The organism is Amphibacillus xylanus NBRC 15112, from assembly GCF_000307165.1.
Classification (GTDB): domain Bacteria; phylum Bacillota; class Bacilli; order Bacillales; family Amphibacillaceae; genus Amphibacillus; species Amphibacillus xylanus.
Window position 1 is genome coordinate 515,927 of record NC_018704.1, and the last position, 14,944, is coordinate 530,870.

12 protein-coding genes are annotated in these 14,944 nt (G+C 35.2%); 9 read left to right on the top strand and 3 right to left on the bottom strand.

The window, feature by feature from the left end; all coding sequences use genetic code 11:
- Nucleotides 1-97 precede the first annotated feature (97 nt).
- Nucleotides 98-787: a hypothetical protein gene (locus tag AXY_RS02710; protein WP_015009250.1), complete on the bottom strand. Its 690-nt coding sequence runs from the start codon at nt 785-787 to the stop codon at nt 98-100.
- A 150-nt stretch (nt 788-937) separates the two neighbouring features.
- Here AXY_RS02710 and AXY_RS02715 point away from each other — a divergent pair, with 150 nt between their 5' ends.
- The 5 genes from AXY_RS02715 (at nt 938) to AXY_RS02735 (ending at nt 6,357) form a co-directional block, all read left to right on the top strand.
- On the top strand, nt 938-1,576 hold the full coding sequence (locus AXY_RS02715) for a hypothetical protein (protein WP_015009251.1): 639 nt from the start codon (nt 938-940) through the stop codon (nt 1,574-1,576).
- 404 nt (nt 1,577-1,980) lie between these two features.
- Nucleotides 1,981-2,814 (top strand): AraC family transcriptional regulator, encoded by an 834-nt coding sequence (locus AXY_RS02720; protein ID WP_015009252.1) that lies wholly within the window; start codon nt 1,981-1,983, stop codon nt 2,812-2,814.
- Nucleotides 2,815-3,111: 297 nt separating this feature from the next.
- Nucleotides 3,112-3,798, top strand: coding sequence for a response regulator transcription factor (locus AXY_RS02725; protein WP_015009253.1), 687 nt, complete (start codon nt 3,112-3,114; stop codon nt 3,796-3,798).
- On the top strand, nt 3,770-5,794 hold the full coding sequence (locus AXY_RS02730) for a sensor histidine kinase (protein ID WP_155835449.1): 2,025 nt from the start codon (nt 3,770-3,772) through the stop codon (nt 5,792-5,794). Before AXY_RS02725 ends, AXY_RS02730 begins: the two co-directional genes overlap by 29 nt.
- A gap of 29 nt (nt 5,795-5,823) precedes the next feature.
- Complete coding sequence (locus tag AXY_RS02735; RefSeq protein ID WP_015009255.1) at nt 5,824-6,357, top strand: RNA polymerase sigma factor; 534 nt, start codon at nt 5,824-5,826, stop codon at nt 6,355-6,357.
- A gap of 232 nt (nt 6,358-6,589) precedes the next feature.
- On the opposite strand, the gene AXY_RS02740 is transcribed toward AXY_RS02735, so the two are convergent.
- Together AXY_RS02740 and AXY_RS02745 are read right to left on the bottom strand one after the other, a co-directional pair.
- A complete protein-coding gene (locus AXY_RS02740; protein ID WP_015009256.1) occupies nt 6,590-7,549 on the bottom strand; it encodes a 2-hydroxyacid dehydrogenase in 960 nt (319 codons plus the stop codon).
- Between the two features lie 133 nt (nt 7,550-7,682).
- Complete coding sequence (locus AXY_RS02745) at nt 7,683-8,660, bottom strand: linear amide C-N hydrolase (protein WP_015009257.1); 978 nt, start codon at nt 8,658-8,660, stop codon at nt 7,683-7,685.
- Between the two features lie 240 nt (nt 8,661-8,900).
- On the opposite strand from AXY_RS02745, the gene AXY_RS02750 reads away from it, so the two are divergent.
- The 4 genes from AXY_RS02750 to AXY_RS02765 all read left to right on the top strand — a co-directional run bounded on the left by AXY_RS02750 (nt 8,901) and on the right by AXY_RS02765 (nt 14,927).
- Nucleotides 8,901-10,937, top strand: a complete 2,037-nt coding sequence (locus AXY_RS02750; RefSeq protein ID WP_015009258.1) for a right-handed parallel beta-helix repeat-containing protein — start codon at nt 8,901-8,903, stop codon at nt 10,935-10,937.
- 214 nt (nt 10,938-11,151) lie between these two features.
- Nucleotides 11,152-12,519 carry an MATE family efflux transporter gene (locus tag AXY_RS02755; protein ID WP_015009259.1) on the top strand — a complete coding sequence of 456 codons (1,368 nt, stop codon included), beginning with the start codon at nt 11,152-11,154 and terminating at the stop codon, nt 12,517-12,519.
- Between the two features lie 754 nt (nt 12,520-13,273).
- The gene (locus AXY_RS02760; RefSeq protein ID WP_015009260.1) at nt 13,274-13,693 is read left to right on the top strand and encodes a MarR family winged helix-turn-helix transcriptional regulator; all 420 of its coding nucleotides are present in this window, start codon (nt 13,274-13,276) and stop codon (nt 13,691-13,693) included.
- A 34-nt stretch (nt 13,694-13,727) separates the two neighbouring features.
- The gene (locus tag AXY_RS02765; protein WP_015009261.1) at nt 13,728-14,927 is read left to right on the top strand and encodes an MFS transporter; all 1,200 of its coding nucleotides are present in this window, start codon (nt 13,728-13,730) and stop codon (nt 14,925-14,927) included.
- Nucleotides 14,928-14,944: the final 17 nt, after the last annotated feature.

Genomic DNA, 14,944 nt, shown 5'->3' on the forward strand with positions numbered 1-14,944 from the left:
TATATTTTGCCGCAAATTATAAATCTAGGGTGATCAGAATTGAAGCGGATAAAGTAGTCGGGAGCCAGATAATTTAAACTGGCTCCCCATTATGATGTTAAAAAGTTATTAGTAAACATTTAGAATGATCATGTTGAATAATAGCATGATCTTTTTGATATTGTTCGTCATTCATTTTTGTTTTAAAATCTATTCCTATCTGATAAATATATCGATTTAACCGTCTATTGATTTTTCTATTTTTCAAGTAATACTTCTTAAAACCTTTTGATTCTAGAAATTCTATCCAATCAAACTGCTTACCTTTTAATTCAGCAGCGCTAACATATATATCATCAATTTTTTTCTTTTTTGCTTTGGAGCTATTAATAATCATGATTTTATTTTTCTTACCTATAAATCGCCACTTTCTTGCTTTGACTATAGCGACCCAGTGACTGTTGGCAAATGCTCCCCCTCTTTCTTGTGGAAAAGAACAGTAATTAACGACAATGGCTTGGTTTTCACTTAGTGAATCAACTAATTCTTTGTTAAAATCGACAAACTCATAGTTAAAGCATAATTGTTTGTTATAATTCTTAAATTCTAGCATAATCGATTCAAATGCATCATAGCGAAAGATTTCACCAATATTTGAATAGCCTTTTTGAATGGTTGCTTTGATGATTTTTTCAACATCTTTGAATTTAAGTAGATTGTCATTAGGTGCGACGTGATTTAGCGCATTAGCGAGAGCAAAATAACCACATGTTCCTCCAAACTGTTTCAATCGCTTACTTTTCCACATGCGTTAACCTCCTGTTTTTTAAAAAAGTAATGATAATATGATTATACAACTGTATAATAGGTGAAGTAAAAAGGAATTTTATGAAAGTGACAAAAAATTATTCAGATATCGTGGATTGCTGTATGGAGCTTTTTTAGGGGGCTATAGTGTATGAAAGAAATAAAGACAAACGGAATATATTATCTTGAGCCATTAAGTGGAACACGTGAGTGGTATTGGGGCAATGATTATACTCATGGTGATTTGTATGAAGCGGAGAAACTCTTTTACATGAATCATCCTGTGAAAAGTAACCGCCTTATTTTCGTTCATTACCCTGATGGAAATGTGGTGGAACCAGTTGAAGCTAAAGAAGGATGCTATTTTGGTAGTCCAATCTTTTATAACGGCAAAATCAAGTTTATCCGAGTGAATTTTCCAAAAGGTATTATCGAGATCTTACAATACGAAGACGCAAAAAATAAGGTTTCTAGAGTTGCTTTAATTCCGCTTTCAGAAGTGGCAGACTGTTATAACTTATTGTTGCACACAAAACCTTTAATGTTGACAAGACAACCAGGTGATCATTTGTTTCAAATTATTTGGCCGGAAAAAGTAGCGTTTGAAGTAGGTGTAACAGAAAGCTTTTGTGGTAGAGTCGATGATAAATTATATTTTAGTGCTTGGTATGAAGATCCTGATTATCGAGAAGAGATTATTATCCGCAAGTTCCCTTCAGGTCAAGTTATTGAACGTATATCTGGTTCGGTCATGGATATGCCAGACAATCAATTCTGGAAGTTAATATAGTATTAGAGAAGTTCGTGTATTATAGAAATCGCAATTAGGAAGTTGTTAAAATATAAGTATTAATAGGTCTATAGTATGTGATTTGAATGATGATGTTTGCGCAATTAACTAGATTTAAATTAAATAAAACAACAAGATGTCATAACAGGGGATATCCAGTTAATTTCGGATTACCCCTGTTATTTTTAATATAGTGGATTGCAGATAGAATTCATTAATGATATAAAGAGAATAGCAATATAGCAAAATATAGTGGACTTCGCGATAATTTATCTGAATCCAGCAAGTCAAAGTTCATAGATTATTCTGTTATCATTCGTATCCTACAGAACAAAGCAAGAAAAGTCGGGAAGACGAAGAGTGGTAGTATTAAAATAGATTTGCAGTCAATAAGGAGTGATGATATGAGCACTTGGACAGAAGGCTTGCAAAACGCTATTGAGTATATGGAAAACAATCTTACTGAGAATATTAAAGTAAAAGATATTGCTGATAAGGCCCACGTATCAGAGTTCCATTTTCAGCGAATCTTTTCAATGTTGTGTGGATTTAGCGTTGCAGAATATATCCGTAACAGAAGATTAGCATTAGCAGCAAGAGATCTTATCGGAAGTAATGCAAGAGTCATTGATATTGCGATAAAATATGGTTACGACTCACCAGATAGTTTTGCAAGGGCCTTTACGAAGTTTCATGGTATCACACCATCTGCTGCAAAGGAAAAAGGTGTATTATTACGTGATTTTGCACCGCTTAAAATAATATTATCATTGGAAGGTGGAACGCTAATGGATTATCGAATTGAAGAAAAAGCTGCATTTACTGTATTGGGGAGAAAAAGAAGCTTTAATATGGAAACCTCTTATCAAGAGATTCCGAAGTTTTGGGAAGAACATTTAAGTGGTGAAGAAAAAGAGCTTGTTGCTGGTATGTTTGGACTTTGTATCGATTCGGATGGATCGAACTTTGATTATCTTATTGCAGATAATTATTTACCGTGGCAAGAAGTTCCGGAGGGCTATGAAACTAGAACTCTTCCTGCAGGGACATGGGCAGTATTTCCTTGTACATTGGAGACATTACAGGACGTAAATACGAAAATGTGGCAGGAATGGTTGCCGAACGTTAAGGAATATAAACTTGGTGGAAACTATAATATAGAATTATACGCACCAACTACCGGTGTAGACAGTAACGAGTTTTATTGTGAAATTTGGCTGCCGATAGTAAAAGCATAAATGCTGGCAACAGTTTATTCATAATAAATCTACTGCTAGCTCAAGAACAGTATCAGTTGAAAGCACTCATTTTATCATAATGGGTGCTTTTTTTGTGATTAGACACCATTTAAATGTTAAGAAATTCTTAAGAAATTCATTGATTAATCTATAAGAATTGGTTGGTATGATATAGCTAACCTTCGGGAAACGGTAACGATTAATCACTGTGAGTTGACCATGATTGGTTAAAGAAAACTATGGTACAATTTTAGTGAAAGTAAAATTGACAAAAGTTGCTATGAAGGAGTGGGTGGCATGAATATTTTAGTATGTGATGACGATAAGGAAATTGCTGATGCAATCAAGATCTATTTAGAGAATGAGGGATTTAACGTCTTCAAAGCGGCAAATGGATTAGAAGCAATTGAAGAGCTTAATAAACATGAGATTCATTTAATCATTATGGATATTATGATGCCTAAAATGGATGGTATACAAGCAACTATGAAAATTAGAGAAGAGTATCATATTCCATTAATTATGCTGTCAGCAAAATCTGAAGACTATGATAAAATTCTTGGGCTTAATATCGGCGCAGATGATTATGTAACAAAACCATTTAACCCACTTGAATTAATTGCGCGTGTCAAATCACAGTTAAGGAGATATACATCTCTTGGAAGCATAGAAACTAAACAACATGTCTATCAAACCGGTGGGTTGATATTAGATGATGAACAAAAATTAGTTACCGTTGATGGTGAGTCAGTTCATTTGACTCCAGTGCAATACAAAATATTACGGTTATTGATGATGAATGTTGGCAAAGTCTACTCAATCGATCAAATTTACGAAAAGGTGTGGAATGAGCCTTCTTTTCAGCCAGAGAATACAGTAGCCGTACATATTCGCAAAATAAGAGAAAAAATCGAGATTAATCCAAAAGAACCAAAATATTTAAAGGTGGTGTGGGGTGTTGGATACAAAATTGAAAAAATTTAGCCACTCAATTTTTGTCAGAACAGTTGTGTTTATTTTAATGCTTGTTGGTGTTGCAGGTTCAATCATATCAGCACTTAATATTTATGACATTACGGATGGCAATCTAGAGGTAATTGTAGAGGATAGTTATCTTGAGAGTCATTCTTTTAAATTAGATTATAACACTACAATTTATCAGCTTGCTGATCTAATTGATGTTTATAAGAGTAAGGATCATATTTTAGCTGGAAATACGCTTAAACATAGAGGATCCGATTATGAATCAGATGAATATACCGAAGAATTTAAGCAAGAGTTAATTAATTATGATTTAGAGGATTATAATCGGATCTTAAACAAACTTAATAAGCATGATGGAATTATCTATTATGCGACAGATGGAAAGCACACATTTACGAATACTAAACAAACAGAAAAATCACAGTTCAAGCAATATCCAGCTTATTATATTAGTGAAGATTATGATTGGGAAATGTATCCACAAAAATTAGAACATGACTTTTATTCATTTGGATTCCCATCGATATATCGATCTTCAGTTCCGCTAGATACTAAAATATTTCTAGGTTATACAAAAGACTATCTCGACACGATCTCAAGCGACTGGGTTGAGAAAAAGACAGAGACAACTGATCAAATCTATTATTTCTTTGGCTATGTGATCACATTTTTTATTAGTCTAATTTATCTAACTGTTACAGCAGGTAGGACTTCTTTTAAGGATAAGGAAGTTGAGATGAATGTGATTGATAAATTATACGTTGATCTTAATTTAATTTCAATATTTACAATTTTAACCTTTTGGGTATTAGGTGTAAATGAAATTCTTTCTTACTATTTGAGCACAGCAGAATGGGCATTACCTGCTATTACTATACCGACAGTATCAATCTTAACGGTGTTATTTTTATCAGTCGTTAAGCATTTAAAAAACAGGACATTTATTAAGCATACTTTACTATATACTGTGTGCCATTCGATTTACCGATTTGTGAAGGCTATTTTCGATAATGGTAGCTTAGGTATGAAAGTTACGATAATTGTTATTTTATATCCATTAGTAACTGTTGCATCGTTAGTCTTTTTACCAATCACTATTGGCATTGCAGTTTGGCTGGCACTCAAGCAAGTTAACGCATTTAATAAAATTCAAGAGGGTGCCAAGTTGATGAGAGACGGGAACCTTCATCATCAAATTAATATTGATGGTATCGGAGAATTAGCAACACTTGCTACAAATATTAATGGGATTAATGATAACTTTAAACAAGCTGTCCATAACGAAATAAAAAATGAACGTATGAAAACAGAACTGATCACAAATGTATCGCATGATATTAGAACACCATTAACATCACTTATCACCTATACAGATTTACTAAAAACAGAGACGGATCCAGAGAAGATGAAGGAGTATATTGATATCCTTGACCAAAAATCAAAACGATTGAAAGTATTGACAGATGACTTGTTTGCAGCTGCCAAGGCTTCAAGTGGTGATATTCCTGTTGAGTTGCAGACAATTGATGTTGTTGCATTAGTTAATCAAGGAATTGGTGAAGTGAGCGAACAGATTTCAGAAAAGAATTTTGTCTTCAAGCTTAATTATCAAGAAGAGAGTATGTATGTTCGTGCAGATGGCAAGCTACTATGGCGTTCTGTTGAAAATATTTTATCTAATATTTTCAACTATGGATTAGAGAGATCAAGAGTTTATATTGATATCACTTATGAAGTTGATCAAGTACTGATTAGCTTTAAGAACATCTCTAAATATGAGCTCAACATCAGTGAAGACGAGCTTATGGAACGTTTCAAGCGTGGGGATGAATCAAGATCTAGCCAAGGTAGTGGACTCGGATTATCGATCACAAAAAGCTTGATTGAGAATCAAAACGGGGAATTTAAGGTTAGTATCGATGGTGATTTATTTAAGTCAATGATTTACTTGCCAAGGTCGGAAAAAAGCTACTCAACAAACAGTAGTCAAGAGTGATAAATGGATCAAGAGAGGAGGGCACGGTCATGTATGAGACAATTGAAGATATTCATGTAGATTTTACGAATTACTATCACGAGCATTATCAAGAGATGTATTATGTGGCGAAGCAGATCGTTCATAATCATTATAGTGCTGAAGATGTTGTGCAAGAAGCTTATATTAAAGCTTATAGAAACTACAATCATTTAATTGAAAAATCAAAATGTCGTGCCTGGCTACGCACCATAGTGATTCGTACAGCAATTGATTATTACCGTAAGCAGAATAGATACGATATATTATCAGTTGAGGAAGGTACAGAAATCGGGCAAGTGCTCCATTGTCCTAACAGCTCTGTTCAAGAGAAAATATACTGGCAGCTTGAATTTGAAAAAGTATTAGCCAAAATTGAAACTTTACCTAAAAGTATGCAATCAGTCTTAAAAATAAAAATGGTCACTGATGAAAATGATCAATATATTGCTGATCAATTAGACATTTCTTTATCAGCAGTTAAAACACGTTTACATCGGGCAAGGAAGTTGTTGAAAACAGAAATAGAGACAATAAATCGATAACGATACACACGCCACATGAATGCTTATGATATGGTCTAAGTTTAGATCTCATATAATTTGCATTTCATGTGGTTTTTTCTGATAAATCGTATTTATCACTGTCCAACTTATTTAACCGATTCAATTTATTTATATAAATACATTAAAGGCAACCTCACCCACGAATTAATTGTGAGCTCGGTTGCCTTGATTATTTGATCGTATAGTTTAGCTTCGAAAAATTAGATTAAGATTATGAATTGACAATGTTTACTGGTTGGTTAGTTAAAAATGCTTGGATATTTTCAGCTGAAATTTGAACTAATCTTTGTCTTGACTCAAGCGTTTTCCAACCAATATGTGGTGTGAGGATAACATTATCCATTGCAAACAATGGATTATCAAGTTGTGGCGGCTCTGGATCTTGAACATCTAAACCAGCTCCAGCGATGATTCCTTTTTCTAATGCCTCGATTAAATCTACTTCTTTAATAATAGCGCCTCTTGCGGTATTGATGATAAAAGCAGTCGGCTTCATTAATTTTAATTTATCCATATCAATTAGATGCTTGGTCTCAGCTGTTAGCGGACAATGAATTGAGACAAAATCACTTTGACTTAACAGTTCATCTAGTGAGACTGACTTAATTCTAGGGTCATCAAAGTTTTTTGGTGTCCGACTGTATGTCAGTACATCCATCCCTAATGCACGAGCAATACTCATTACCTGGTTTCCAATTGCACCAGTCCCAATTAGTCCAAGTGTTTTATTTTGAATTTCAAAGTGTGGAACTTGTAGATTTTGTGTGAAATTCGAAAAATTGTCTCTTTCAATCATTCTTTGTTGTTGAATGATTGAAGAATTTAAATTTAAGATAAATGTAATTGCCAACTGTGCGACGGCTTCAGTACTATAACCAGGTACATTACATACGAGAATACCTTTCTCTTTAGCTGCGGGAAGATCAATATTATTGTAGCCAGTACCTGCCTCACAAATCAGTTTAACAGAAGGGGGGAATTGTTCAATTAAGTGCTTTGGAAGCGGTAGTTCTTTCGTTATCACTATATTTTGATCAATGACCTTTTCTAATATCTCTTGTTCACTCGTTACATTATAAGACGAAAATTCACCAAGTTTCATTAGTGGCGAAAAATCAAGCTGACTATCAAAATCTATACTTGAAGAATTTAAAAATGCAATTTTATTCATATAAACCTCCAGTAAATCAACATATTTATCAACAATTATATCGATGATGTTGATGTTTGTAAATTTATCGGTAGGTTATCAGTTATTTTATGGTGATCATAATGACCATTATCAATCGGTTAAGTCATGAGCTTTAAATGCTAAAAGGATGAATGATACTTCCTAGCCTAATTAATCTCTTATTTGATACATCGTAATCCCAAAGATTAGCTGAGATAATTTGATTGTTTTCATATGTTTTAAAGTAGTAGCTACACGTTTTAGTATTCATAAACGCCATATATTTTGTATAATCATCCGTTCCTCGACTCGTTAAGACAATCCCTTTAGGAATGGATACACTGTTCATGATATGGAAGCATGCCATAAGAGTTTCAGATTGATCGCTAGGAATTGGTATGTGCGTTTTTAAAAATGCCGTTCTGACGAAACGTTCCGGTGAAGTAAATCCTCCTGGCAGATTAAATGTTCCCATTCCTTGTCCAAATGGTGTTAATGATACTTTTTGCCAGTATACTTGATCCTTTTGAGTCGTGGAGAGATTCATATAGTTTCGTAGATTTGTCAAATGCCAACGGAGATCAGGGCTATTTGCCATAACCCCAATCGGATTATCAATAATTTCAAGACCAGTTTTTGTTTGCTCAATGACTACGGTCTTGCCAGTTTTATCAGTTGCGAACCAATGTAATGGAGCTACTCTTTGGGTGACTGGGTCAGCTACACCGACGATTGCTAGATCTTTTAATAAATTTTTCAAATCATTTGTTGAACGGCAGTGGCCTAAAAGGTAATGAACGAAATCTAAAGATGCGATTAATTTTTTATTCTCCGTCAGTTCCTCATAGTGTGCGTAACCTTCGAAATAGAGAACAGCAACTGCAAATCCAGCTTCATTTACACCATCAAAAAAACTCAACATGCCTTCTTTTTCTTGTCCGATAGCGATAAAGCTATACGTATTTATATATTGATCAGTAGTTGCTATGCTTTGCCACCGGTGTTTTCGCGGAACAACAAATAATTCAGGCTCAATCGGATACGAAAAGTCCATTGTTCGCCCAAAGAAATTCTCGCCTTGCTTTGACTCTAGTGTCATGGCTGTACACATATCTCTAACCTCCAATGAGTGATTTGTCATCATCATTAACTTATGAGTGAATTTTGTTAAACATGTGTAACTTAATCTATCTCTATAATTAAGTAAAAATGTAGTGATTATGGTTAGAGTGCCAGTTTTGAAGATCATTTACTAATGAATATGAGTGGAGAACTATATTTTCTCCTGTTTGACTAATTAATAGATTGAGATAAGATAATGATAACTAGTTTAATAGAGAGGAAGATCTAGATGCACTATCATGTAAGTAAAAATGGAAGCGATTTCAATCCAGGGACTGAGGAGCAGCCCTTTTTAACAATTAGTAAAGCAGCATATATTGCTAAACCTGGTGATACAATTACTGTTCACGAAGGCGTTTATCGTGAATGGGTTAGTCCAAAAAGTGGTGGAACGAAGGCACAGCCAATAGTCTACCAAGCTGCAGAAGGTGAAAATGTTGTCATCACAGGTGCGGAGGTCATTACAGATTGGGTAAGGGATGGTGACATCTGGAAAACTGAAATTGATAATCAATTTTTTGGTAACTTTAACCCATACAATGAAGTCCTTTTTGGAGACTGGTTATTTAAAACAGACCGTGTGCTTCATTTAGGGGAGGTATATTTAGATGGACGTGCGATGTATGAGCAAGCGTCAATTGAGGACGTACGCAATCCGAAAAAGTCAGAGACATCACTTGAACCAGAGTTCACAACTTTTGCTTGGTATAGTGAAATAGATGATCATAAGACAACGATTTATGCGAATTTCCAAGGTGAAGATCCTACTAAGGGAAATGTTGAGATTAATACACGTCGTTTCTGCTTCTGGCCTGAAAACCCTGGTCGCAACTACATAACTGTTCGTGGCTTTACGATGAAACAGGCAGCGACACAATGGGCACCACCGACTGCACTTCAGGAAGGTCTAATTGGCCCTCATTGGAGTAAGGGATGGGTGATTGAAAATAATATTATCAGTGATTCTAAGAACGTTGGTATCAGCTTAGGTAAAGAAGAAAGTACGGGTCAAAATGAATGGACGACACTGTTTACGAAAATGGGTCACCAACGTGAACAAGAGGTTATCTTTAGAGCTCTTAATAATGGTTGGAGTAAGGATAATATCGGTAGTCATATCGTTAGAAATAATAAAATCTTTAACTGTGGTCAGGCTGGTATTGTCGGTCACCTAGGTTGTGCATTTAGTTTGATTGAGCATAACCACATTTATGACATAAGAAAGAAAAGAGAATATCACGGTGCAGAGGTTGGTGGTATTAAACTTCATGCTGCGATTGATACGATTATTAGACATAATGTGATCCATGATTCCTTTAGGGGAGTGTGGTTAGATTGGCAATCACAAGGTACACGAGTTCATCATAATCTCATGTTTGGTAACGATAGTGAAGATATTTTAGTTGAAGTAAGTCATGGTCCAACAATGATTGACCATAATATCTTACTGTCAGACTATTCATTTAAAACATTAAGTCATAGTACTGCGTTAGTTCATAACCTACTAGCAGGGATTATCTCAATTGGAAATGAGTTAAATAGACATACACCATATCATGTCCCTCATAGTACAGCGATTGCTGGAATGACAAGATTTACAGGTGGAGATGATCGCTTCTACAATAACATTTTCTTACGTCCAAAAGATGATTGGCGTACGAATGAACCGATTTATCAAACATTCTTCGGCAATGATATCTTAAAAGAAGATGAAGTAGAGGATGCACAAGCACCATTCTTAGCTTATCCAGTTGGAACATCAGTCTTTAATGAATATCCTGGAGCTGATGATGAAAAACCATGGGAGAGAATGCGTAAATTCTTTGAAACAGGTGAGGAGCCGACAAAATCAACAGAGAACGAGGACGATGAGGACGAAAAACCAGCATATGCAAGTCTTTCAAAGGATGCGCCGTTGGCAATTTATGTAGAGAACAACGTATACTTTAATGGTGCTCTTGCCTATAAGAAAGAAAAAGGTGCAAAGCTGTTTGATGACTCTGCATTAGAATTTACAATCGACCGAGATAATAAAAAAGTCATTATCGATATTACTAAACCGGAGTTATTGGTTGAGAGCGCTGCGGACATTATTGATACTGAAAAGCTCGGCTTTGGTTTCCATACGGAGCAACTATTTGAAAAGCCTGATGGTACACCATATTGCTTTAACACTGATTTTTACGGTGAGCCAAGAGGCGACAATGCTATCCCAGGTCCATTCCAAGTGACCGATAAAAAACGAATTGAAATCCCATTTAGTTAAATAATATACCACCATCTAGAATCGATGACCTCTAGATGGTGGTTGTTTTATGAGTATATAACGAGCAATTTGATTTACTTTTGTCGAATTCAATATGATAATGATGTGTGTTAATCAATTAACATATAACTTTAGTCAAATTTAGCTTTAGAAAAAGATAACTATTAAGTGGATTTGATTAAATGTATACATTAGAGAAAGAGGGCGCTATTTTATGCAGTATGACAAGGCTTTATTTGAAACAATGCCGATTCCAAAAGCGGTAGCCAAAAATTCAATCCCAGCGATTATGAGTATGTTATTGGTTTTTGTATACAATGTGGCTGATACATTTTTTATTGGACAAACAGGTGATGAACTACAAGTTGCGGCGGTTACGTTGTCTATGCCAATATTCACCTTACTTATCGGTGCAGGTGTATTATTAGGTGTTGGTAGTACATCGGTAATTTCACGGGCATTAGGTGCTGGCCGAGAAAGATACGCAAAAAACGTATCATCCTTTGCGTTTTACGGTGCGATTGGATTTGGTCTGCTTCTAATGGTGTTATTTTGGACATTTATGCCGATCGTTTTGAAAGTTATTGGTGTGACTCCAGATACATATGACTACACGCGTGCTTATTTAAATTATCTTGTTGTTGGCGCACCGTTTGTTATTTTGTCTCAAGCCTTTAGTAATATCATTCGTGCGGAAGGTCGCTCAAGCTTAGCTATGAGAGGTATGATGCTTGGGTCGATTGCTAATATCATTTTGGATCCAATCTTTATTTTTACGTTCGATATGGGACTGACGGGAGCAGCAGTTGCCACTGTGCTTGGTAATATTTTAAGTGCTCTTTATTTTATTCGCTATTTAGTATCGGGTCGTTCAATTCTGTCAATTAATCTTAAGGATTTTAAAGTAACAGATGGCATTATGCTAGGCGTATTGGCGATTGGTATTCCGGCGTCATTAAACAATCTTCTGTTATCTGTAGCAAATATATTTATGAATAACTTTTTATCAAATTATGGAGATATTCAGCTTGCCGCTATGGGGGTTGCGATCAGGGCAAATATGATTTTAGTTTTTGTTCAGATTGGATTGGGACAAGGAATTCAACCATTGATTGGTTATTGTTATGGTGCAAGGAACTTTGATAGGCTGCGAGGAATTATTAAGTTCTCCTCTATTGCAGCGATTTGTTTAGGTAGTGTCTTAACATTAATTTATTGGGTACTGACTGATACGATCATTGGATCTTTTATTGATAATAAACAAGTCATTGCCTATGGTACACAAATGTTACGGGCACTGATTATTTCAGGTCCAATTGTTGGGATAATGTTTATTTTTATTAACGTATTACAAGGGCTTGGTAAGGCAATTCCATCACTAATTTTATCAATATCTAGACATGGTTTAGTATTTATTCCGCTCATTTACTTATTAAATCGTATCGCAGGATTAAATGGTGTCGTTTATACACAACCAATTACAGACATCGTGACTTCTATTATAGGCGTTTCAATCTATTTAGCTGTTATGCGTGGAGTAAAACGCAGTTATGGGACTCAACAAAGACAGGCTGGGACATAACTAGCTAAGATAGTGTAAAAAAATGGTTTTGAACATATAATGAAATGTTCGAAGCCATTTTTGTTTATCTATTACTATTTTCATCGTTAATAAAATACACACAAGTTTCGCGAAATGCACACAAGTTCGCGAGAATACACACAAGTTTCGCGAAATGCACACAAGTTTTCGGAAATGCACACAAGTTCGCGGAAATACACACAAGTTCCCGAAAATACACACAAGTTCCCGAAAATACACACAAGTTTTGCGAAATACACACAAGTTCGCGAGAATACACACAAGTTCCCGAAAATACACACAAGTTCCCGAAAATACACACAAGTTTTGCGAAATACACACAAGTTCGCGAGAATACACACAAGTTCCCGAAAATACACACAAGTTTTGCGAAATACACACAAGTTCGCGAAAATACACACAAGTTCCCGAAAATACACACAAGTTCCCGAAAATACACACAAGTTTTGCGAAATACACACAAGTTCGCGAAAATACACACAAGTTTTGCGAAATACACACAAGTTCGCGGAAATACACACAAGTTTCGCGAAATACACACAAGTTCATCTTTTAAATCAAAAAAGTATAGTGATAATTTATCTTATCAGAGGTGAGTTTTTGTCCGGGCCTCTTTTATTAGTCAATTATTCACAAGTTATAATTGACAATAATACCAAACTATGATGAGATTAAAATAATAGCAAATTAGATATCTAATTAGGTGTCTAATTTGATAGTAGGAGCGAGTAAAATGGATCAGCGATTTCATAAATTATTAACTAGAACTGCTAATGCTCATTTTAAAAGGAGCACGAGTCAGTTTGCTGAATTAGGCTTATCATCTGGACAACCAAAAGTGTTAGAGCGATTAGTTAATTTGGAAGGATGTATGCAAAAAGAGCTGGCGGAGGCGTGTGAAGTTGAACCAGCGACGATAACGAGTATTCTACCTAGTATGGAGAAAAAGGGCTTGATTAAGCGAGAGCCGATCATTCAAGAATCTGGCACAAGATCATTAAGCGTTCGCTTAACAGAGAAGGGTAAGGAAAAGGAGCGAGAGGTAGCGAACGTATTTAACCAGGTTGAGTCACTCAGTTTTAAGGGCTTTTCTCAAGAGGAAAAGGAGACGTTTCTCAACTTACTTGAGCGAGTCTATCAAAATATCAAATAGTTTCAGATTTATTTAACTAGTTAAGGAGATTCATATGAACGATACAAATCAAACTGAAGATCACAATCATCAATTAGAAGTAAAGTCATTATGGAATCGATCATTTATACTGTTAATTTTAGTTAGTTTAATTACCGCAATGAGCTTTAATATGGTTTATGTCATTATTTCGAAGTATGCCTTGGAGGTTACACCTTCATTAACGATTGCAGGAGTAATTGCAGGTATTTTTTCAATCGCTGCATTAATTATTCGTCCAATTGCAGGTGTAACAGCAGATACGATGAATAAAAAAAGATTATGTATCATCGCAAACTTGTTAATTACGATTGCATTGTTTGGTTATACATTTTCATTCAATGTACCTACCTTGTTTTTCTTTAGAATTCTACATGGCGTTGCATTTGGGATAAGTGGAACCGTTAACATTGCTCTCGTTACAAATTACATACCAAAAGGAAGAACTGCTGAGGGAATTGGCTATTACGGACTTGGTCAGGTTATGGCGCAAATTATTAGCCCCAATCTTGGCGTTCAAATTGAGGAACTATATGGGTTTCAACCGCTATTTTTACTTGTAACGGGGTTATCACTTTTAGGTGTATTACTGTTAACGAGGCTTAACTATCCAAAAGAGCAGGTAACAAAAGTAAGCAAGAAACGAAAGCTCACATTGAATTCATTAATTGCCAAAGAAGTGTTGATGTATGCCATAATTGGTGGCATGTTCTCCTTTGGTAATGGAATTGTAAGTTCATTTCTAGTGTTACTAGGTGAGGAAAGAAATATTAGGAATATTGGTTTGTTTTTCTCTGTTGGTGCCATTGTGTTATTTGTTTTAAGAATCTTTGTTGGTAAAATTGCCGACAACCAAGGCATAACATTAATCGTTAACATTTCATTAATTGCATCTGCAATTTCAATGATATTAATTGGCTTTGCCCCAGTACTAAGTATTTTACTGCTGGCATCTGTTTTAAAGTCAATTGGACAAGGTGGGGGGCAGATTTCACTTCAGGCAGAATGTATTAAAAGAGTTGATCCAAGTCGAGTAGGGGTGGCGACAAGTACCTTTTATATCGGTGCTGATTTGGGTCAGGGCTTTGGTCCAATGATTGGAGGAGCAATTTCATCAACGTTTAATTATACAATACTGTTTCTTTTTTGTGCTGTACTTATGCTAGTAGCCATGCTTGTTTTTAATCTGTATCAAAGAAAGTATGATACAGCTTGATAATAATTAAGTGTGCA